General features: G+C 59.9%; 19 protein-coding genes. 12 read left to right on the top strand and 7 right to left on the bottom strand.

Annotated features, from left to right (window positions below):
- Positions 1-272 precede the first annotated feature (272 nt).
- The 5 genes from acs (at position 273) to VC35_RS18215 (ending at position 7,796) form a co-directional block, all read left to right on the top strand.
- Positions 273-2,210: an acetate--CoA ligase gene (gene acs, locus VC35_RS18235; protein ID WP_046041809.1), complete on the top strand. Its 1,938-nt coding sequence runs from the start codon at positions 273-275 to the stop codon at positions 2,208-2,210.
- A gap of 142 nt (positions 2,211-2,352) precedes the next feature.
- The gene (locus VC35_RS18230; RefSeq protein WP_046041808.1) at positions 2,353-3,225 is read left to right on the top strand and encodes an oxygenase MpaB family protein; all 873 of its coding nucleotides are present in this window, start codon (positions 2,353-2,355) and stop codon (positions 3,223-3,225) included.
- A 210-nt stretch (positions 3,226-3,435) separates the two neighbouring features.
- Positions 3,436-4,452: a class I SAM-dependent rRNA methyltransferase gene (locus VC35_RS18225; RefSeq protein WP_046041807.1), complete on the top strand. Its 1,017-nt coding sequence runs from the start codon at positions 3,436-3,438 to the stop codon at positions 4,450-4,452.
- A 60-nt stretch (positions 4,453-4,512) separates the two neighbouring features.
- Positions 4,513-7,503: a DUF748 domain-containing protein gene (locus VC35_RS18220; protein ID WP_046041806.1), complete on the top strand. Its 2,991-nt coding sequence runs from the start codon at positions 4,513-4,515 to the stop codon at positions 7,501-7,503.
- Entirely contained in the window at positions 7,503-7,796 is a 294-nt protein-coding gene (locus VC35_RS18215; protein ID WP_185754807.1) for a DUF2845 domain-containing protein, read from the top strand. The genes VC35_RS18220 and VC35_RS18215 overlap by 1 nt, the downstream gene beginning before the upstream one ends.
- A gap of 183 nt (positions 7,797-7,979) precedes the next feature.
- Here VC35_RS18215 and VC35_RS18210 read toward each other — a convergent pair whose 3' ends face one another.
- The gene (locus VC35_RS18210; RefSeq protein ID WP_046041804.1) at positions 7,980-8,336 is read right to left on the bottom strand and encodes a BON domain-containing protein; all 357 of its coding nucleotides are present in this window, start codon (positions 8,334-8,336) and stop codon (positions 7,980-7,982) included.
- A 300-nt stretch (positions 8,337-8,636) separates the two neighbouring features.
- A complete protein-coding gene (locus tag VC35_RS18205; RefSeq protein WP_046041803.1) occupies positions 8,637-9,059 on the bottom strand; it encodes a pilin in 423 nt (140 codons plus the stop codon).
- 227 nt (positions 9,060-9,286) lie between these two features.
- On the opposite strand from VC35_RS18205, the gene VC35_RS18200 reads away from it, so the two are divergent.
- Genes VC35_RS18200 through yacG form a run of 4 tightly spaced genes read left to right on the top strand, consistent with a single transcriptional unit; the run spans position 9,287 to position 12,195 of the window.
- On the top strand, positions 9,287-10,504 hold the full coding sequence (locus VC35_RS18200) for a type II secretion system F family protein (RefSeq protein ID WP_046041802.1): 1,218 nt from the start codon (positions 9,287-9,289) through the stop codon (positions 10,502-10,504).
- Position 10,505: 1 nt separating this feature from the next.
- A complete protein-coding gene (locus tag VC35_RS18195; protein WP_046041801.1) occupies positions 10,506-11,378 on the top strand; it encodes a prepilin peptidase in 873 nt (290 codons plus the stop codon).
- Positions 11,375-11,998 (top strand): dephospho-CoA kinase, encoded by a 624-nt coding sequence (coaE, locus tag VC35_RS18190; protein ID WP_046041800.1) that lies wholly within the window; start codon positions 11,375-11,377, stop codon positions 11,996-11,998. Before VC35_RS18195 ends, coaE begins: the two co-directional genes overlap by 4 nt.
- A complete protein-coding gene (gene yacG, locus VC35_RS18185) occupies positions 11,995-12,195 on the top strand; it encodes a DNA gyrase inhibitor YacG (protein WP_007970539.1) in 201 nt (66 codons plus the stop codon). The genes coaE and yacG overlap by 4 nt, the downstream gene beginning before the upstream one ends.
- A 35-nt stretch (positions 12,196-12,230) precedes the next feature.
- Here the strand turns inward: yacG and VC35_RS18180 are convergent, their stop codons facing one another.
- The gene (locus VC35_RS18180) at positions 12,231-12,920 is read right to left on the bottom strand and encodes an energy-coupling factor ABC transporter permease (RefSeq protein ID WP_046041838.1); all 690 of its coding nucleotides are present in this window, start codon (positions 12,918-12,920) and stop codon (positions 12,231-12,233) included.
- A gap of 71 nt (positions 12,921-12,991) precedes the next feature.
- Positions 12,992-13,924: a LysR family transcriptional regulator gene (locus VC35_RS18175; RefSeq protein ID WP_046041799.1), complete on the bottom strand. Its 933-nt coding sequence runs from the start codon at positions 13,922-13,924 to the stop codon at positions 12,992-12,994.
- Between the two features lie 121 nt (positions 13,925-14,045).
- Here VC35_RS18175 and VC35_RS18170 point away from each other — a divergent pair, with 121 nt between their 5' ends.
- The gene (locus tag VC35_RS18170; RefSeq protein WP_046041798.1) at positions 14,046-14,288 is read left to right on the top strand and encodes a DUF2790 domain-containing protein; all 243 of its coding nucleotides are present in this window, start codon (positions 14,046-14,048) and stop codon (positions 14,286-14,288) included.
- Between the two features lie 9 nt (positions 14,289-14,297).
- Here VC35_RS18170 and VC35_RS18165 read toward each other — a convergent pair whose 3' ends face one another.
- Genes VC35_RS18165 through VC35_RS18155 form a run of 3 tightly spaced genes read right to left on the bottom strand, consistent with a single transcriptional unit; the run spans position 14,298 to position 18,150 of the window.
- Positions 14,298-15,566, bottom strand: a complete 1,269-nt coding sequence (locus VC35_RS18165; RefSeq protein ID WP_046041797.1) for an OprD family porin — start codon at positions 15,564-15,566, stop codon at positions 14,298-14,300.
- A 16-nt stretch (positions 15,567-15,582) separates the two neighbouring features.
- A complete protein-coding gene (locus tag VC35_RS18160) occupies positions 15,583-16,803 on the bottom strand; it encodes a benzoate/H(+) symporter BenE family transporter (RefSeq protein WP_046041796.1) in 1,221 nt (406 codons plus the stop codon).
- Positions 16,804-16,806: 3 nt separating this feature from the next.
- Positions 16,807-18,150, bottom strand: coding sequence for an aromatic acid/H+ symport family MFS transporter (locus VC35_RS18155; protein WP_046041795.1), 1,344 nt, complete (start codon positions 18,148-18,150; stop codon positions 16,807-16,809).
- A gap of 219 nt (positions 18,151-18,369) precedes the next feature.
- Here VC35_RS18155 and VC35_RS18150 point away from each other — a divergent pair, with 219 nt between their 5' ends.
- Entirely contained in the window at positions 18,370-18,996 is a 627-nt protein-coding gene (locus VC35_RS18150) for a DUF1780 domain-containing protein (protein ID WP_046041794.1), read from the top strand.
- A gap of 104 nt (positions 18,997-19,100) precedes the next feature.
- Complete coding sequence (locus tag VC35_RS18145; protein ID WP_046041793.1) at positions 19,101-19,274, top strand: DUF3094 domain-containing protein; 174 nt, start codon at positions 19,101-19,103, stop codon at positions 19,272-19,274.
- The last annotated feature ends 27 nt before the right edge of the window (positions 19,275-19,301 follow it).

Below are 19,301 nucleotides of genomic sequence, written 5' to 3'. Positions count from 1 at the left end.
GAAAGCACAACCCACGGGATTTGGATCAATCCGAATCCTGTGGGCAAAAACAATCCCCTGTGGGAGCGAGCTTGCTCGCGATGAAGGACTGTCAGTCGACAACCATGTTGACCGCCATGCCCTCATCGCGAGCAAGCTCGCTCCCACAGTGGTTTATGGTGTTCTCTCATTCTGCGGCGAGCCAGTCCCCAGGCCGATTGGCGACTGACTTGAACCCTTTGACCACTCGGCGCATCTTTATCCTTGTCGCAAAACAAGAATAAGGAACCGTCATGTTCGATATCAGCACGTTCCCCAAAGCCGATGCCGTCCGCCGGGCCGCACAATTGAGTCAAGACGACTATCAGCGCCTGTACCGCCAATCCGTCGAACACCCCAGCACCTTCTGGGCCGAACAGGCCACGCGTTTTCTCGACTGGAGCGCGCCTTGGGAAACCGTCCAGCGCTACAACCTGAAGACCGGTGAAGCCAGCTGGTTTGCCGGTGCGCAATTGAACGTCAGCTACAACTGCATCGACCGGCACCTGGAGAAACGCGGGGATCAGGTCGCCATCATCTGGGAAGGCGACGACCCTGCCGACTCCACCTCCATTACCTACAAAAAACTGCATGAAAACGTCTGCCGCCTGGCCAACGTTCTGAAAAGCCGTGGCGTGAAAAAAGGCGACCGCGTGTGCATCTACATGCCGATGATTCCCGAAGCGGCCTACGCCATGTTGGCCTGTACCCGCATCGGTGCGGTGCACTCGGTGGTGTTCGGCGGCTTCTCCCCGGACTCGTTGCGCGACCGCATTCTCGACGCCGACTGCCGCACCGTGATCACGGCCGATGAGGGCGTGCGCGGCGGCAAGGTCGTGCCACTTAAGCAGAACGTCGACAAGGCGCTGCAAAGCTGCCCGGACGTGAACACCGTGCTGGTGGTCGAGCGCACAAAGGGGGAGGTGAACCGGGTCGAAGGACGGGACATCAAGTACCAGCAAGCCCTGAGCGAAGCCAGCGCCGTTTGCCCACCCGAGCCGATGGACGCCGAAGACCCGCTGTTCATCCTCTACACCTCCGGCAGCACCGGCAAACCCAAAGGCGTGCTGCACACCACCGGTGGCTACCTGCTGCAAGCAGCGATGACCTTCAAGTACGTGCTGGACTACCGCGACGGCGAAGTCTTCTGGTGCACCGCCGACGTCGGCTGGGTCACTGGCCACAGCTACATCGTCTACGGTCCGCTGGCCAACGGTGCGACCACGCTGATCTTCGAAGGCGTGCCGAGCTACCCGAGTACCTCGCGCTTCTGGCAGGTGATCGACAAGCACCAAGTGAACATTTTCTACACCGCCCCGACGGCCCTGCGCGCACTGATGCGCGAAGGCCCGGAACCGTTGAAGCAAACATCCCGCGCCAGCATCAGGCTACTCGGTACGGTCGGCGAGCCGATCAACCCGGAAGCCTGGGAATGGTATTTCCATGCGGTCGGCGAAGAGCGTTGCCCGATCGTCGATACCTGGTGGCAGACCGAAACCGGCGGCATCATGCTCAGCCCGCTGGTCAGTGCCCAGTGGATCAAGCCCGGTTGTGCGACACAACCGATATTCGGCGTGCAACCGGTGCTGCTCGACGAGCAAGGCAAGGAAATCAAGGGCGCCGGCAGTGGCGTATTGGCCATAAAGTCCAGCTGGCCGGCGCAGATCCGCAGTGTCTATCGCGACCCGCAACGCATGGTCGACACCTACTTCAAGCCCTACCCCGGCTACTACTTCACCGGCGATGGCGCGCGGCGCGATGAAGATGGCGACTACTGGATCACCGGGCGCATCGACGATGTGATCAATGTGTCCGGCCACCGTATCGGCACCGCCGAAGTGGAAAGCGCCCTGGTGCTGCACGAGAGCATCGCCGAGGCCGCTGCGGTAGGTTACCCCCACGACATCAAGGGCCAGGGCATCTATGTCTTTGTCACGCCCATGAACGACGTCGAAACCAACGATGAGCTGAAGAAGGAATTGCTGGCCCTGGTCAGCCAGGAAATCGGCAGTTTCGCCAAACCGGACTTGATCCAGTGGGCGCCGGCCTTGCCGAAAACCCGCTCAGGCAAGATCATGCGGCGCATTCTGCGCAAGATCGCCTGCAATGAACTGGACAGCCTGGGCGACACTTCGACCTTGGCTGACCCGAGCGTGGTACAAGGCTTGATCGATAAACGCCTGAATCAATGACGTGCCTTTGTAGGAGCAGCCGGTCGACACTCGATTGCTCGCGATGAACTCAAGCGCGCCGCGTGTATTCAGGAGAAACGCGTTACCGTTAACGACCATTGCGAGCAATCGAGTGTCGACCGGCTGCCCCTACAGAGTACCTATGGAATTCATCCGCACCCGCATCGAAACCCAGATCATGAGCCTGACCGGTTTGTCTTTGGGCAAACTCGACCTGGAAAACCCCAAGGGCGACCCCGGGCTGTTCGGGCCGGACTCGGTGAGCTGGCAAGTCCATGGCGATTTCAGCAGCATGCTGATCGGTGGCATCAGCGCCCTGATGCTGCAGGCCCTGCATCCTCTGGCATTGGCCGGGGTCTGGGACCATTCGAACTTTCGTGAAGACATGCTCGGCCGCTTGCGCCGCACCGGGCAGTTCATCTCCGGCACCACCTTCGGTTCTCGAAAGGATGCCGACTGGTTGATCGAAAAAGTCCGCACCATCCATTTGCAGATCACCGGCACGGCACCGGACGGACGCGCCTACGCCGCCAGCGATCCCCAATTGTTGACGTGGGTGCATGTGGCGGAAGTCAGCAACTTCCTCGCCGCACATTTGCGCTATCGCAATCCGCACCTGTCGCCGGTCGATCAGGATCGCTACTACGCTGAAATCGCCCTGGTCGCCGAGCGCCTCGGGGCCCGGGATGTGCCCCGTTCGCGGCAGGAAATTGCCGACTACCTTGAGCGCATGCGTCCACAGTTACTGTGCGACGAACGCAGTCGTGAAGTCCTGCGCCTGTTGCTGAACGCCCCCTCCCCCAGTCGCCTGGCCAAGCCTTTCGGCGGTCTGATGATGCAGGCCGGGATCGATCTGCTGCCGGACTGGGCCAGCGACATGCTCGGCGTCAGCCAGAACCCGCTGCAACGCAAGCTGATCCGCGCCAGCGTCAATCGCAGTGCGCCGATGCTGCGCTGGGCGGTGCGTAATGGATCGGTGCAGCGGGCTAAACGACGGATGGGGTTATTGACCTGAACACAACTTCTTGAATGTGATCATCTCTGTGGCGAGGGAGCTTGCTCCCGCTCGAGTGCGTAGCGCTCGTAAAAAAACCGAAATGTGCCGGGATTTTGGGTCCGCTTCGCAGCCCAGCGGGAGCAAGCTCCCTCGCCACAGGCAAGCCCCTCATCTCTGTTCCACAGTGTTAAACTCCCGCGCCCATTTCCCTCCTGCAAGGCGCCCAGCATGTCTTCCTTGAATCAGGCGCTGCGCGCCGCCCTCGAACGTCGCCAGGATCTGCTGGCGGAGTTGCACAGCCAGGGTACCGATTGCTATCGCCTGTTCCACGGCAGCCAGGAAGGTGCCGGGGGCCTGACCATCGACCGCTATGGCCCGCAACTGCTGGTGCAAAGTTTCCACCAGGCGCTGGAGCGCGAGACGCTGCTGCAACTGCACGAAGCGATCAATCAACACCTGGGTTTTGAAACCCTGCTGGTCTACAACGACCGCTCCCGTGGCAATTCGCGCATCGACCGCGAAGACATCGTTTACCGCGCCGACGAAGCCGCCCTGCAAGACCTGGTCGGCCACGAATGGGGCCTGAACTATCGGGTGCGCGGTCGCCATGTCGGCCAGGACCCGCTGCTGTTCCTCGACCTGCGCAACACCCGCGGCTGGGTCAAGGATCACAGCAAGAACAAGAGCGTGCTGAACCTGTTCGCCTACACCTGTGGTGTCGGCCTCAGTGCCGCCGCCGGTGGCGCGCGCGAGGTGTGCAACCTGGACTTCGCCGAAGGCAACCTGGCGGTCGGCCGGGAGAACGGCCAACTCAACCCGCAGTTGCCGACCATGGAATTTATCCAGTCCGACTACTTCCCGGCCATTCGCCAACTGGCCGGCCTGCCGATCAGTCAGCGCCGCGGGCAAAAACTGCCGAGCTATCAGCGCCTGGAACAGCGCCAGTACGATCTGGTGCTGCTCGACCCTCCAGCCTGGGCCAAGAGCGCATTCGGCACCGTCGACCTGCTGCGCGACTACCAGAGCCTGCTCAAACCGGCCTTGCTGACCACCGCCGACAACGGCGTGCTGATCTGCTGCAACAACCTGGCGAAGGTCAGCATGGACGACTGGCGCGAGCAGGTTTTGCGTTGTGCAGAAAAGGCCGGGCGGCCGGTGCGTGAATGGACCGTGATGAAGCCAGGCGCCGATTTTCCGTCGATGGATCAGCAACCACCACTGAAAACCCTGATCCTGCAGTTCTGACCGTTGTGGGAGAAATCTGAAAAATCCTGAACAGGCCAATCACTTCGGAACCGGAAACGCATGCCATACTCCAAGGCACTCCGATTCAGACAGATGAAGCCGCACATGCACAAAGGATTGATTCGCGCCATCGGCGCCTTGTTGACTGCTCTGGCCCTCTACAGCTTGCTGGGTTTTCTGATTTTACCGGGTGTCGCATTGCGCGTTGCCAACCAGCAACTGACCAACTACGCCACCACACCGGCGACCATCCAGCGGATCGAATTCAATCCGTTCAGCCTTGAGCTTACCCTTTGGGGCTTGAACATCGGCGAACCCGGCAAGGAGCAGGTCGGTTTCGAGCGGTTGTACGCCAACCTGCAATTCGACAGTCTGTGGACCAAGGCGGTGCACCTGTCCGATGTCGAACTGGACAAGCCCAAGACCGAAATCCTGTTCAGCAAGGACGGCAAACTCAATCTGCTCGGGCTGTTCAAACTGCCAGCGAGCGAACCCACGCCGGCCGACCCTAATGCCAAGCCGTTTCCGCTGCGCATCGAGCGGATCAAACTGGCGGGCGGCGCCGTGCACTTTGAAGACGCCCGGCCCAGCGAGCCCATCGAGTTTCTCTACGACACACTCGATTTCGAGCTGAAGAACCTCAGCACCCTGCCCGATGACAGCGCCGACATGACCCTGGTGGCCGTCGGCCCCAATGGCGGACAGATCGACTGGACCGGCAACTTCAGCCTGATCCCGATCGCCTCCGAAGGTAAGCTGAAAATCACTGATGGCAAGATGAAAGCCTTTTGGCCCTATGTGCGCGATGCCGTGCCACTGGATCTCGAAAACGGCGTCATGAGCATCAGCACCGACTACAAACTCAACCTGGCCAAGGAAACCGAGCTGCTGCTGAACAATGTAGCGGTCAGCATCGCCCCCTTCGCGATCAAGGCGCCGGATGGTCGACCGCTGGTAAAGCTCGAGCGCCTGGACGTCAGCGAAACCACCGTGGACCTGGCCAAGCAGCAAGTGGTGGTCGGCAAGATCCGCAGCCACAAACTGGAAACCTGGGCCGCGCTGGAATCGGACGGCCAACTCGATTGGCAGAAACTGTTCGCCAGCCAACCGTCAAAACCCACCGCCAATGCCAAGGCGGATGCCGAACCGACCAGTACTCCGGCGGCGGCAGACTCACCGAAACCTGAACCGGCCGCCCCAGACAAACCCTGGCAGGTGCTGCTCAAGGATGTGCAACTGCGCGACTACCAGGTGCATCTGGCTGACCGCAAGGCACAACCCGCCGTCGCTCTGGAACTGGGTCCGCTGAACCTCGACCTGCAAAACTTCGACAGCCTCAGCGGTTCACCCTTTACCCTCAAGCTCGATACCGGCGTGGGCAAGCAAGGCAAGATCATGGCCGACGGCGAGGTCAACCTGGCCCCGGTCAGCGCCAGACTGAAGGTACAGACCAAGGACATCGACCTGCGGGTTGCCCAGTCCTACATCACGCCGTTCATTCGCCTGGAACTGCGCAGCGGCATGCTGGGCAGCGATCTGGCAGTCAACCTGAAAAGCACCGAGCCCCTGGCGTTCAACGTCACCGGCCGCGCCCAGGTCGATCAGTTGCATACCCTGGACACCCTGAAAACCCGCGACTTCCTCAAGTGGCAACAGGTCGTGGTCGAAGGCCTGAACTATCAGCATGGGGACAGCCTGTCGATCGACAAGATCAACCTGTTCCAGCCCTATGCGCGCTTCATGATCAACGATGATCGCACCACCAACATCGATGACCTGCTGATTCCGCAGCCGGCGGACTCCGGGGCAAAACCGGCGGCAAGCAAACCGGCCAGCAACGAAAAACCGCTGGGCATCCACATCGGCGGGATTTTCATCAATGATGGTTCGGCCAACTTTGCCGACTTCAGCCTGACCCCGAACTTCGCCACCGCCATCCAGCAACTCAACGGGCAGATCGGCACCATCGACAGCCGCCAGCCGAAACCGGCCAGTGTCGACGTCAAGGGCAAGGTCGATCGCTACGCGCCGGTGACCATCAAGGGCTCGGTCAATCCGTTCGACCCGATGGCCAGCCTCGACATCGCCACCAGCTTCAAACGCGTGGAACTGACCACGCTGACGCCCTACTCCGGCAAGTTCGCCGGCTACCGTATCCGCAAGGGCCGGCTCAATCTCGACCTGCACTACCAGATCACCAAGGGTCAGCTCAAAGCCGAAAACAAAGTGGTGGTAGAACAACTGCAACTGGGTGAAAAAGTCGACAGCCCGGATGCCGTGAGCCTGCCGCTGAAACTGGCCATTGCCTTGCTCAAGGACGTCGACGGCAAGATCTCCATCGAACTTCCGGTCACCGGCGACCTGAACAACCCTCAGTTCAGCGTCATGCCGATTATCTGGCAGACCCTGCGCAACCTGGTCGTCAAAGCCGCGGCAGCACCGTTCAAACTTATTGGCGGGCTGGTCAACGGTGGTGGCTCGGAAGACCTGGGCAGCGTTTCATTCGCAGCGGGTTCCAGCGAATTGGGCAAGGACGCCGAAGGCGCCCTGGACAAACTGTCCAAGGCGCTCAAGGAACGCCCAGCCCTGCGCCTGGAAATCGAAGGCACCGCCGCCCAGAGCAGCGATGGCCCGTTGATCGCCGAACAACGCCTGGAGCGTGAGTACCAGTACAACTACTACAAAATGCTCCAGCGCCGCGGTGACAAGGTCCCGGCCCAGGCTTCGTTGCTGGAAGTGCCGGACGGAGAAAAAGGCCCGCTGCTCGAAGGTATCTACCGCACCCGCCTGAAAACCCAGCCCCCTGCCGAATGGAAGGACCTGGGCAAGGAAGAGCGCACCGCGAAAATGCGCGCCGAGGTGATCAAGTTCTGGAGCTCCAGCGACGTGCTGTTGCGTCAACTGGGCCAGGAACGCGCCAGCAGCATCAAGGATTATCTGGTCGACAAGGCCCAGCTGGAAGATGACCGGGTGTACTTCATCGACGCCAACCTGGGCGAGGCGCAAAGTGACGGCCGCGTGGTGACACCAATGCATCTGGATGCCGAGTGATGAATCGGCGGCTGGCAGGCCTGGTTCTGGTGCTCTGCGCCAGTCAGGCTTGGGCGGCCGATACCCTGCGCTGTGGCAGCCAGTTGATCAGCGTCGGCGATCGCTCGAGTGAGGTCCTGCAGAAATGCGGGGAACCGGTCAGTCGCGACTTGCTGGGGTACAAGCGCAGTGCAGATCGGCGCGAGGAGTTTCAGGTCGAGGAATGGACCTACGGACCGAATGGCGGGATGTATCAATACTTGCGGTTCGAAGGTAATCGGCTGAAACAGATCACCAGCAAACGCAGCAATTGATTAGCACTATCCAATGTGGGAGCGGGTTTTCAGCGCTACACATAAAACAGGCCCCGGCAAAAGTGCGCGGGGCCAGTGACGGCCACATCCTTATGGCCCTTCACATGAACACTCAGGTTGCAACAGACGTATGACTCAGCCCGTCTGTCGCGCCTTCTCCCGGTCCAGGCGAGAAGCCTTGTCTTACTCGGCTTTGAGGCCGTCAGCGGAGACCGCCTTGACGCCTTTGATTTTCTTGGTAATGGCCACTGCGGTGGTTTTCTGAGCTTCAGTAATGGCGACCGTCGACGACAGCGATACAACACCCTTGTTGGTTTCAACTTTGATGTCGGTACCTGGAATGCCTTTTTCAGTCATCAGGTCACTTTTAACTTTGGTGGTGATCCAGGTATCGGAAGTAGCTTCTGTAGCCTTGGTCATTTCACCCGCCGCCAGGGTCATTGGAGCCTGGGTGGCTTGAGTGGTCTGGGCGAATGCCGCGTTTGCCATGGTCAGGGTCAGCGCGGTAGCAGTAGCGGCAGCGATAGCGAACTTCTTCATACGAGTAACTCCTGTTTTTCGGAAAGTCTGCCGGGTGTCTTGTCGGCAGGGTTACCTAGGATATTGCGAACGTTGTGCCAACTTCTAAAAAGAGAGTAAAACCTTATTAATCAACAAGTTACAAAATCATCCAATTTTCGGAATCATGCAAAATGCACGAGAACCCCAACCACTGCATGCAAGTTGCGGGTTTATGGAAAGTTCCTAAGATGCTGAAATTTCTGAGCTTTATCTGCGGCATTTGACGACGGGTCGACAAACAGGAAAATCCCCGCAAAAGCGGGGACTTGATTCAGCAATTCATGCCGCAGAACCGGAACACCCTTTAGGCAGGTAATCCTGGGAAACGCTGCTCTTGCATGACCAGCCTTTGTCTTCGTCCCGTGTCAGTGTGACGGTTTTGCCCTGGACCACCCCCGGGGCATTGTGCAACGTACAAACGATTGATCCCGCTCCCGCCGGCGTTGTAGCCGTCACAGACAGGGTGCAGTGGTTGGTCGATGTCTCGCCGGCAGGCGCCACGTTGGCAATTGTCGGGGTTTCCCCCTGGCTGATCACATCCTCGAATGGCACCTTCATTGCAGTCAGCTCGGCCAGCGCCGCCGTGACCTTGGCCCGGGCCTGGTACTTGGAATACATCGGCAGGCCCAGTGTTGCCAGGATCCCGATGATCGCCACCACGACGAGCAACTCGATCAGGGTAAAACCTTTCTGATTGTTCATGTACAAGCTCCATGCATGAGTCGAAGGCTCATGACCTGCCCCATGGCAGCACAGCCTGTGCCAAGGCCAGAAGCCCCTGTTGGCAGGGGGCATGGTGTCCGCAAAGCCCTTACCTACTACCAGGATTAGCACTATCTGACGTTTTTTGTCACCTCACCCTGGCGGGTTTGGCCCCGTCCCTTGACTAGGCTATAAGAGCAATTCAATCGGAATACCCAGGACTGAACATGGCGGTCAAGGCAGCGAAAATCAGCGTGTATGCATGGGAAGGCATCGACCGCAAAGGCACAAAAGTGACCGGCGAACTTAGCGCTCAAAACCCGGCGCTGATCAAGGCGAAGCTGCGCAAGCAAGGCATCACTCCCGGCAAGGTCCGCAAAAAAAACCATTCGGTGTTCAACATGGGCAAGCGCATCACGGCCCAGGACATTGCCCTGTTCACCCGGCAAATGGCGACGATGATGAAGGCCGGCGTGCCGTTATTGCAGTCCTTCGACATCATCGGCGAAGGCTTCGACAATCCGGCCATGCGCAAGCTGGTGGACGAACTGAAACAGGAAGTTGCGGCGGGCAGCAGCTTCGCCGCCGCCCTGCGCAAGAAGCCCCGGTATTTCGATGAGTTGTATTGCAACCTGGTGGATGCCGGCGAACAGGCCGGTGCCCTCGACACCCTTTTGGAACGGGTCGCAACCTACAAGGAAAAAAGCGAAAGCCTCAAGGCCAGGATCAGGAAAGCCATGACCTACCCGCTGGTGGTGGTGTTCGTCGCGGCGATTGTCACCGGGATTCTGCTGGTCAATGTCGTGCCACAATTCGAATCGGTGTTCAAAGGCTTTGGCGCCGAACTGCCGGCCTTCACCGTGATGGTCATTGGCCTGTCGCAATTCATGCAGACCTGGTGGTGGGTGGTCCTTGGCGCGCTTATCACGATGACCTTCGGCGTGCGCCACGCCCTCAGGACATCCCCCGCCTTCCGTGACCGGTTGGACACCTCGCTGCTGAAACTGCCGCTGGTGGGCACCCTGATGCACAAGTCCGCCGTGGCCCGGTTCGCCCGTACACTGTCGACCACTTTCGCTGCCGGCGTGCCGCTGGTGGAGGCCCTGGAATCAGTGGCCGGTGCGACCGGCAATGTCGTGTTCAAGCGCGCGGTACTGCGCATCCGGCAGGACATCTCGACCGGCATGCAATTGCATTTCGCCATGCGCACCTGCGGCGTCTTTCCGAACATGGCGATACAAATGACCGCCATCGGCGAAGAGTCCGGCACCCTGGACGCTATGCTCGACAAAGTCGCGGGGTTCTACGAAGACAACGTCGATAACATGGTCGATAACCTCACCAGCCTGATGGAGCCATTCATCATGGTGGTGCTGGGTGTTATCGTCGGTGGACTGGTAGTTGCCATGTACCTGCCCATCTTCCAACTTGGCTCAGCGATCTGACATGCCCTTGAATGAAATCCTGATTCACTCTGCGCTGGCCTTTGTCCTTCTCGCAGGCATCACCGGCCTGCTGGTCGGCAGTTTCCTCAATGTTGTGATCTGGCGCCTGCCGAAAATGCTCGAACGCGACTGGCGTGAGCAGGCCCATGACATTCTCGGGCTGCCTGGCGAAACGCCGTTGCCGACCTATAACCTGTTGCTGCCCCACTCCCAGTGCCCGCACTGCGGTCACCGAATCCGCGCCTGGGAAAACATCCCGTTGCTCAGTTATGTATTTTTGCGCGGCCGCTGCTCAGCCTGTGCGGCAGCGATCAGCCCGCGCTATCCGTTGACCGAACTGGCCTGCGGGCTGTTGTCGGCGTTTGTTGCCTGGCACTTCGGCTTCGGTTGGCCGGCCGCCCTGGTGCTGGTCCTGAGCTGGGGGTTGCTGGCGATGAGCCTGATCGACGCCGAACATCAGATATTGCCGGACGTACTGGTGCTGCCGTTGATATGGCTGGGGTTGATCGTCAACAGTTTCGGCCTGTTCGTGTCGTTGCACGAGGCGCTTTGGGGGGCGATCGCCGGTTACAGCCTGCTGTGGTCGGTGTTCTGGCTGTTCAAGCTGACCACGGGCAAGGACGGCATGGGCTACGGTGATTTCAAGCTGCTGGCGATGCTGGGCGCCTGGGGTGGCTGGCAGATTTTGCCGCTGACCATCCTGCTGTCCTCGCTGGTGGGTGCCATTATCGGGCTGATGCTGCTGCGCTGGCGTAATGCAAAAACCTCGACGCCGATCCCTTTCGGCCCCTATCTGGCCATTGCCGGCTGGATTGCGTTGCTCTGGGGTGGTCAAATAACCGACCTCTATTGGCAGTTTGTCGGTTTGAAATGAATAGCCCTGTGGAAAAACCCTGGATTCTCGGCCTGACCGGCGGCATCGGTAGCGGCAAAAGTGCGGCCGCCCAACACTTCATCGATCTGGGCGTGCATGTGGTCGACGCCGATCATGCCGCTCGCTGGGTAGTGGAACCCGGCCGCCCGGCACTGGCGCAAATCGCCGAGCACTTCGGCCCCGGCGTGTTGCAGGCCGACGGGCAACTGGACCGCGCCGCGCTACGCAAATTGATCTTCGAGGTGCCTGAAGAACGCCGCTGGCTCGAGGCCCTCCTGCATCCGCTGATCGGTGAGGAGATCGCTCACCACCTGGCGCTGGCAAAATCGCCTTATGCGATTCTGGTTTCGCCGCTGCTGATCGAGTCCGGGCAATACGCCATGACCCAACGGGTGCTGGTGATCGATGCCCCCGAACAATTGCAGATCGAACGTACCCTGCAACGTGACCAGACCAGCGAACAGCAAGTCCAGGCGATCCTCAAGGCCCAGTCCAGCCGCCAGGATCGCGTGAGCCATGCCGACGACGTCGTGGTCAATGACCGCGACCTTGCCTGGCTGCACAGCGAGGTTGAACGCCTGCATCACTTTTATCTTTCTTTGCGTGGAGGCCAGTCATGAGCCAACCAACAACTGTCGAATGCCCAACCTGTGGCGCCCCCGTGGAATGGACCGCCGAGAGCAAATTCCGGCCATTCTGCTCCGACCGCTGCAAACTGATCGACCTGGGTGCCTGGGCGTCCGAAGAGCACAAGATTCCAGTGGCTCCCGATGCCGAGGACGAGATGTTCAGCGGTGACTTCGACCCGCGCCACTGATCCATCGAGAAGGCGATTCCAGGTTTTGATGTGGATCAGGACTTGGGATCGTCGTCTTTCCAGGGGGCCGAGAGGTAGCGGGTGCGGTTGAACGTCTCCAGCCATTCCGGGCAGAACACCACCAGCGCACTGACGATCATGCCGTTGATAAACGCTTCGGGAAAAATGATCAGCCACAGGTAACCGACAAAATCCTCAAGCCAGTACGGCATCTCGAAACGCTCATCGAACCATAGCAACCACAGCGCCAGCAGCAGGCACAGCAACGCCGACAGCGCGGCGGCAAAGAATCCGGAAACGAAGATATACACGAAGGGATTCCGCGGCTGCGCACGCTCCACCAGAATGGCGCAGCACTCGGTGACCAGCACCGGCAGCGCAATCAACAGCGCGCCATTGACCCCGACCGCCGCCAGGTCCTGTCGGCCGAGCAGCACCAGCCCCGTTTGCGCAACCAACCCGCCGACCAGCGCCAGCGGCCAGTCCAGCAGTAGCGTCACCGCTGTCATGCCGATGAAATGGTAAGACACGCCGGTATCAAAGTCGCGCCGCACCAACCACAACAGAAACAGCGCAAACACCGTCCCGAACAGCAGATGCTGGCGACGGCTGTCGGTGAACAGTTCAACCCACGGCGCGCGACAGATCGCCCAGATCAACACCGGCACATAGATCAGCCAGCCGACCGCAAGGGTTTGCGATGACAGCAACTCTGCACCGATCATGGCTACGCGCGCCTCCCAGGCGAAGAACAACAGACACTCAGTCTACACCGCCGCTCGTCTGCCCTTCGACTTCAGGCCCAATGCCTCGGATCGTTCATCACCGCGTCATGTTCGGCGAACAGTTTCGGTAGCTCTGACTTGAGAAAGTCCACCCAGGTGCGGACCTTGGCATCGAGAAAGCGTCGCGAAGGATACAGCGCATACACATTGCGTTCGCGCAGGCGCCATGCAGGTAACACGCGCAGCAAAGTACCGTCGTTCAAGGGTCGCGTCGCGGTGTAGAACGGCAGCAGGCTGATGCCCATGCCCGCTTCCGAAGCCTTGACCATCGACTCGGCAACATTGCACTGAAAGGTCTTGGCCGGGCTGACGGCATGCTCGCCGTGCGCGTCCTGGAACAGCCATTGATCGCTGTACAACGGGTCGAGCATGCGCAGGCATTGATGATCGCTCAGCGCCAGCGGCTGCTGCGGCACACCCCGGCGTTGCAAGTAAGCCGGGGAAGCACAGGGCACGCTGTAGATCTGCCCGATGGCCTGCGCAACCATTTGCGAATCGGCCAGTTCGGGAGCGATCGAAATCACCACATCGTGCCCCTCCTCCAGCGGATCGGGATTGCGCTGCGACAAGGTCAGTTCGAACACCACATCGGGATAAAGCTCGCTGTAGCGGGCGATCAACGGCGTGAGCAGCACACCCAGGCCGTTCATGCTGTGCACCCGCAGGCGTCCGGCCGGATTGATATGAGCGCCACGGGCCTCGGCCGTCGCCTCATCCATGGCATCGACGATTTGCCGGCTGCGCAGCAGCAAGCGCTCGCCGGCGTCGGTCAGGCTCAAGCGCCGCGTGGTGCGTTGCAGCAGACGCGCCTGAACATGCTCCTCCAGATCCGCCACCAATCGGGATACCTGCGCGGTCGACAGATCCAGCGCATCGGCAGCCCCGGTGAAACTGGCGCAGTCCACCACGCGGATGAACACGCGCAAGTTGTTAAGCACATCCATAAGCCTCCTTCGAGCGGTGATTGTTACGTTTCATGTAAGGCTGCATCCGCCGTTCGCCCCTTTATCCGTGGGTGGCAAAGACTAAAATTCAGACATCGAAACCGACACGGAGCACGCCAACATGAAAACGTTGATCAGCCTGTTGCTGACCGTCATCGCCACCTCGGCCATGGCCGCCGACAACGACCCCCTCGCGGTCCTGTACAACCCGGCGCAGCCACTGGACATCGCCAAGGTGGTTTCTGTGTCCGACACGGCGACAGCGTGCGGGGTTGTACCGGCGACCATGGAGTATGTCGATCATCAGGGCCAGACCCACCGCGTGACGTACAACGTCATGGGTGATTGCACCAGCAACCTGTGATCAAAGGGCTCACAGCAAGGTCCACGTGTAGCTGAGGATCAAGCGGTTCTCGTCGATATCACTGCGGTAGTTTGAACGCGCCATCGCGTTGCGCACGCGAATGCCCAAACCTTTGAGGCTGCCGCTCTGCAGCACATAGCCGATGTCCAGGTCACGTTCGCGGTCCTTGCCTTCAAAGCCCTTGCCGGTATCGACATTGTTGCCGCTGATGTAGCGCACGGTACTGGTCAGCCCCGGTACGCCGAGCGCCGCGAAGTCGTAGTCGTAGCGCGCCTGCCAGGAACGTTCATCGGTGAAGGCGAACTCGTAGGTCGGCACTTCGTTGCCCAGTGGTGAGATGTTGGCAAACACCCGTGGGAACGCACTGTCGCCGAACATGCCTTGATAGCCGACGTAAAACGTATGGCCGCCACGCTTGGCGGACAGCAACGAGAAGAACGCCTGGTTGTCGATGTTGCCCAGCAGTTTCTTGCCGTCCTCGCGCGAATCGTAGTAACCGAGATTGGCGCCGAGGATCCAGTCGCCCACCGGCTCACTGTGCTTTAAACCCAGAAAACGCTGGTTGTAGATATCTTCCAGTTGCCCGTACCAGGCGCTGACCGAGCTGCGCTTGTCATTGAAGGCATAATCAGCGCCGGCAAAATTGAAACCGTCGCTGCTGACCTGACGCTGCGGTACGTGCCCCAGCATCGCTTGCATCTTTTCGTCGCCAGCTTCGTTGCGCAGGCTGGTTGAACTCAAGTGCCCCCCCTGCAGCGTCAGGCCATTGATCTCGTTGGAAGTGATGCTTGCGCCCTGATAACTCGGTGGCAGCAGGCGAATATCGCTGAATGCCAACACCGGCAGATTGGGTTGCAACTCACCGACTTTCAGCTCGGTTTTGGAGTAACGCATCTTCAACGCGCCTTCCAGACGGCTGTAGTTATCCGCCGCGTGGCCGTCGCTCTGCACCGGTAGCAAACCGGTATTGGTCCGGTCCGGGGCGCTGTCGAGCTTGAGGCCGAGCAAGCCGATGACGTCCACCCCAAACCCGACGGTGCCCGGGGTGTATCCGGACTTCACGTTGAGGATGAAACCCTGGGCCCACTCTTCAGCCTTCGATTGCTGGTTGGCGCCGACGATGTCGGAATAGTCGCGGCTGAAGTAGTAATTGCGCGCCTGCAACGTCGCGGTGGTGTCTTCGATAAAACCTTTTTCAGCGGCCATCGCGCCTGTGGAGAAACTCGAGACGACAGCCAGGGACAACGCAGAACCGGTTGTTGGGAAAATCTGTTTCATCGTTTTTCTCTTATTGTTATTGATCGACTGGTTGAAGGACTTCAGTTGCAGTGGATTTGCGACGGGGGACGGAACGACGGGCGCTCAACAGCACATGGGTGACCATGCCGAAAATCAGCCCCCAGAACGCCGCGGACAAACCGAACAGCGACATGCCCGAAGCCGTGACCAGAAAGGTCACCAGCGCGGCTTCACGATCGCTCGGCACCGCCATCGCGCCCGTCAACGCGCCGGCAATGGCGGCGAACAAGGCCAGCCCGGCCAGCGCCGCGATCAACTCTTTGGGGAATGCTGAAAACAGCGAGACCAGCGTGGCGCCGAAGATCCCCAACAGCAGGTAACACAGGCCGCCGACGACCCCGGCCACATAGCGTTTGCGAGGATTTTCGTGGGATTCGCGACCGGTGCAGATCGCCGCTGTGATCGCCGCCAGATTCAGTCCATGGCAACCAAACGGCGCCAGCAATGCCGTGCCCAGCGCGCTACTGGCGATGATCGGGCTCGCCGGCGTTGGATATCCGCTGGCCCGCAGCACCGCCATGCCGGGCACGAACTGACCGGTCAACGCCACCATCACCAGCGGCAAGGCGATGTTCAGGATCGCGCCCAAGCTGAACTCGGGCGTGATCCACACCGGCGCGGCCAGGCCGATCACCAGCGCTTCACGATGCAAATCACCGGTGAACGCGGCAATCGAACAGCCCACCAGCAGCACCATCATCACTGCATAACGCGGCATCACACGCTTGCAGATCAGGTAGCAGGCAAACATCGCCAGGACCAGCAACGGCTTGCGCTGCATCGACACGAACAACCCGGTGCCGAAACTGAACAGGATCCCCGCCAGCATCGCCGCCGCGATGGCTGCAGGCAGCTTGCTGATGATCCGGTCGAAAGCCCCCGAGATGCCAACCACGAAAATGATCAGGCTGCTGACCAGATAAGCCCCCACCGCCTCTGCCATGGAGATGTCCGGCAACAGCGTCACCAGCAACGCCGAGCCCGGCGCCGACCAGGCGATGATCACCGGAACGCGATAGCGCAGGCTCAGACCGATACCGAGCACGGCGCTGCCAATGGAGATCGCCCAGATCCAGGACGACAACACTTCCCGCGAAAGATGTGCCGCTTCTGCCGCCTGAAAGATGATCACCAACGGGCCGGCGTAGGAAATCACCGTGGCAACGAATCCAGCCACGGCGGCTGACAACGAGAAGTCCTGGAAAAACGCTTTCATGATTCAGGCACCGGTCGCTGACAACGCAGGGTTGACGCCAGCAGCGCTGCGTCGGCTGCTGATGGCGAACACGGTCATGGCCAGGGCCGCCACCGCACCGGGCAAGGCAAACGCCATGAAGTTCAGTTGCAGGGGCAAGCTGATCCCGAGCAAGGCACCACCCAGCAGCGGACCGACGATGGCCCCGTTGCGCCCAATGCCCGACGCCCAGCCCAGACCGGTAGAGCGAATCGTCATGGAATAAAACTGCGCGGCGCAGGCGTACAAGAGAATCTGCGAGCCAATGGTGGTGGCACCCGCAATGGCGATCAGCAGGTACAACACCGGCATCGGGCTGTTGAAGCCCAACAGGGTTATCGACACCGCCGCCATGGCGAAAAACACCGCCAGCACTCTCGGCAGATTGAGTTTGTCGCCCAGCACCCCACCACCGACCGCGCCGAAGATCGCCCCGAAGTTCAACACCAGCAGGAACGACAGGCTCGAACCCAAGCTGTAACCGGCGTTGGCCATCAGTTTCGGCAGCCAGGAACTCAGCGCGTACACCATCAACAGGCAGCAGAAAAACGCCAGCCAGAGCATCAGCGTGCGCAGCGCACGGCCTTCACGGAACAACTGCAACACTGGTGTGCCGGTGCCTTTCACTTCGGCCATGTGCAATTGATCAGTGGTTTGCGCGACGTAGGCCGGATCGATGCACTGAAGAATGTTGCGCGCCTCTTCATTACGCCCCTGACGCAACATGAAGCCCACCGATTCGGGCAGGAAATACATGATCAGCGGCAACAACAGCAACGGCAGGATCGCCACGTAAAACACCGACTGCCAGCCGAAACTCGGGATCAGCACAATGCCCAGGCCGGCGGACAGCATGCCGCCCACCGAGTAACCGCTGAACATGATCGCGACCAGCGTGCTGCGGATTTTTTTCGGCGCGTACTCGTTCATCAGCGCCACGACGTTAGGCATCACGCCGCCAATGCCGAGCCCGGCAATGAAGCGACAAAGGCCAAACTCGGTGGGGTTTCGGGCGAAACCATTGAGCACGGTGAAACCACTGAAGAGCATCACGCAGATCGTGATGGCTTTCTTGCGGCCGATCCTGTCTGACAGCGGTCCGAAGAACAGCGCGCCGAACATCATGCCGAACAGTGCATAGCTGCCCAGGGCACCGGCTTGCAGAGGACTGAGCCCCCACTCTTTCATCAGCATCGGCAGGACCACGCCGTAGATCACCAGATCGTAACCGTCGAAGATGATGATCAGGGCACACCAGAACAGCACCATCCAGTGAAAGCGGTTGAAGCGAGCGTTGTCGATAACCTCATGTACGTCGATCTTGCGCATGGCATATATCTCTTGTTGTTGTTTTTTTAGAGCGGCGGTAACACGGCTTACGTCCGTACAGCCGAGGGTAGAGCCGCCCGATACGTGGCAATAGCCAATGAGCGCAGATCACTATCCGTTTTGTGCAGGGCCCTGGAACGGGCATGGGAACGGAAGGCATTGAGCCTCTCCGACAAATTGTCTTCTTTGCGATCACATTTGAACGCTAAGCTTGGGCCTATGGATGACTCAGATTATTTACGCCTGCTGACCATCGCGGCCGAGCAAGCCAACGCGTTCCTGTCCAATGCCCGCAAATGGGAGCGTGAGCGTTGGGTTTGCCAGCGCCTGCTGCAAGGCTTGAACATTCCCTATCGCGCCGATGAGTTCGCCCCCGCCGGGGAGCCGCCGGATGTGTTGTTTCGCGATGCCAGTTTCGAGGTGTTCTTCGTGCTCGACGAGGGGCGGCGCCTCAACGATGAATGGCGCGACGAACTGAAACGCCGACGCAGTGCGTTTTCCCTGAGCCAACTGGTGCGCCGCGAGGCCAAGCCACGACGCATCCCCGCCAACGAGTTCTTGCTGCGATTGGCGCCGACCTTGCGCAAAAAAGCACACAACTATAAAGAACGCGGCATGGATCTGGGTGAGCTGGACATCATTGCCTTCGCCAGCCTCAAACGCGAAGTGCTGGACCTCAACAGCCATTTCCCGCCGCCGACCGAATACCTGCGCCAGGGCTGGCGTTCGCTGTCATTGGTTGGGCCGACATTCGCCCGCGTGCTGTTCGCTCACCCGGATGCGCCGGACTTCTTGCGCAGCAACCTGGGGCGCAGCATTGTGTTCGACGTCGGGATCAGCCTGTGAGCCTCGAGCCTTTCCCCGGTCAGCAGCTAAGCTTCGTTCACAGCTGAATAATTTCCCTGTAGCTTCTACACATTCAGCAACGTCTACTCCTGACGAGGCCCGATATGACCAGCCGCCTGAACCCCGACGACCAAAAGCATGTCGAAGAGTACCTGCAGTTGTCCCAGCACCAAGTCGAGCGCAAGCCTTTCCGGCCGTGGATGCTCCTTGTACTGGTATTGGCAGTGACCATTGGTCTGGGCCTGTTGAGCCGACTTATCAGTTACCTGACGCTATGAGCTGCCGAGGGTCTGTTGACGTTTGAT

The organism is Pseudomonas fluorescens, from assembly GCF_000967965.1.
GTDB classification, from domain to species: domain Bacteria; phylum Pseudomonadota; class Gammaproteobacteria; order Pseudomonadales; family Pseudomonadaceae; genus Aquipseudomonas; species Aquipseudomonas grandcourensis.
The sequence above is the reverse complement of the archived record's forward strand: the minus strand, read 5'-3'. Positions and strand labels throughout refer to the sequence as shown.

Bases quoted from the DNA above. Each gene is read 5' to 3' on its own strand.
- VC35_RS18165 (WP_046041797.1), bottom strand. From the start codon at position 15,566: ATGAAACAGATTTTCCCAACAACCGGTTCTGCGTTGTCCCTGGCTGTC.
- VC35_RS18205 (WP_046041803.1), bottom strand. From the start codon at position 9,059: ATGAACAATCAGAAAGGTTTTACCCTGATCGAGTTGCTCGTCGTGGTG.
- VC35_RS18215 (WP_185754807.1), top strand. From the start codon at position 7,503: ATGAATCGGCGGCTGGCAGGCCTGGTTCTGGTGCTCTGCGCCAGTCAG.
- VC35_RS18170 (WP_046041798.1), top strand. From the start codon at position 14,046: ATGAAAACGTTGATCAGCCTGTTGCTGACCGTCATCGCCACCTCGGCC.
- VC35_RS18200 (WP_046041802.1), top strand. From the start codon at position 9,287: ATGGCGGTCAAGGCAGCGAAAATCAGCGTGTATGCATGGGAAGGCATC.
- VC35_RS18225 (WP_046041807.1), top strand. From the start codon at position 3,436: ATGTCTTCCTTGAATCAGGCGCTGCGCGCCGCCCTCGAACGTCGCCAG.
- VC35_RS18155 (WP_046041795.1), bottom strand. From the start codon at position 18,150: ATGCGCAAGATCGACGTACATGAGGTTATCGACAACGCTCGCTTCAAC.
- VC35_RS18145 (WP_046041793.1), top strand. From the start codon at position 19,101: ATGACCAGCCGCCTGAACCCCGACGACCAAAAGCATGTCGAAGAGTAC.
- VC35_RS18175 (WP_046041799.1), bottom strand. From the start codon at position 13,924: ATGGATGTGCTTAACAACTTGCGCGTGTTCATCCGCGTGGTGGACTGC.
- VC35_RS18230 (WP_046041808.1), top strand. From the start codon at position 2,353: ATGGAATTCATCCGCACCCGCATCGAAACCCAGATCATGAGCCTGACC.
- VC35_RS18195 (WP_046041801.1), top strand. From the start codon at position 10,506: ATGCCCTTGAATGAAATCCTGATTCACTCTGCGCTGGCCTTTGTCCTT.
- VC35_RS18150 (WP_046041794.1), top strand. From the start codon at position 18,370: ATGGATGACTCAGATTATTTACGCCTGCTGACCATCGCGGCCGAGCAA.
- VC35_RS18180 (WP_046041838.1), bottom strand. From the start codon at position 12,920: ATGATCGGTGCAGAGTTGCTGTCATCGCAAACCCTTGCGGTCGGCTGG.
- VC35_RS18220 (WP_046041806.1), top strand. From the start codon at position 4,513: ATGCCATACTCCAAGGCACTCCGATTCAGACAGATGAAGCCGCACATG.
- acs (WP_046041809.1), top strand. From the start codon at position 273: ATGTTCGATATCAGCACGTTCCCCAAAGCCGATGCCGTCCGCCGGGCC.
- coaE (WP_046041800.1), top strand. From the start codon at position 11,375: ATGAATAGCCCTGTGGAAAAACCCTGGATTCTCGGCCTGACCGGCGGC.
- VC35_RS18210 (WP_046041804.1), bottom strand. From the start codon at position 8,336: ATGAAGAAGTTCGCTATCGCTGCCGCTACTGCTACCGCGCTGACCCTG.
- VC35_RS18160 (WP_046041796.1), bottom strand. From the start codon at position 16,803: ATGAAAGCGTTTTTCCAGGACTTCTCGTTGTCAGCCGCCGTGGCTGGA.
- yacG (WP_007970539.1), top strand. From the start codon at position 11,995: ATGAGCCAACCAACAACTGTCGAATGCCCAACCTGTGGCGCCCCCGTG.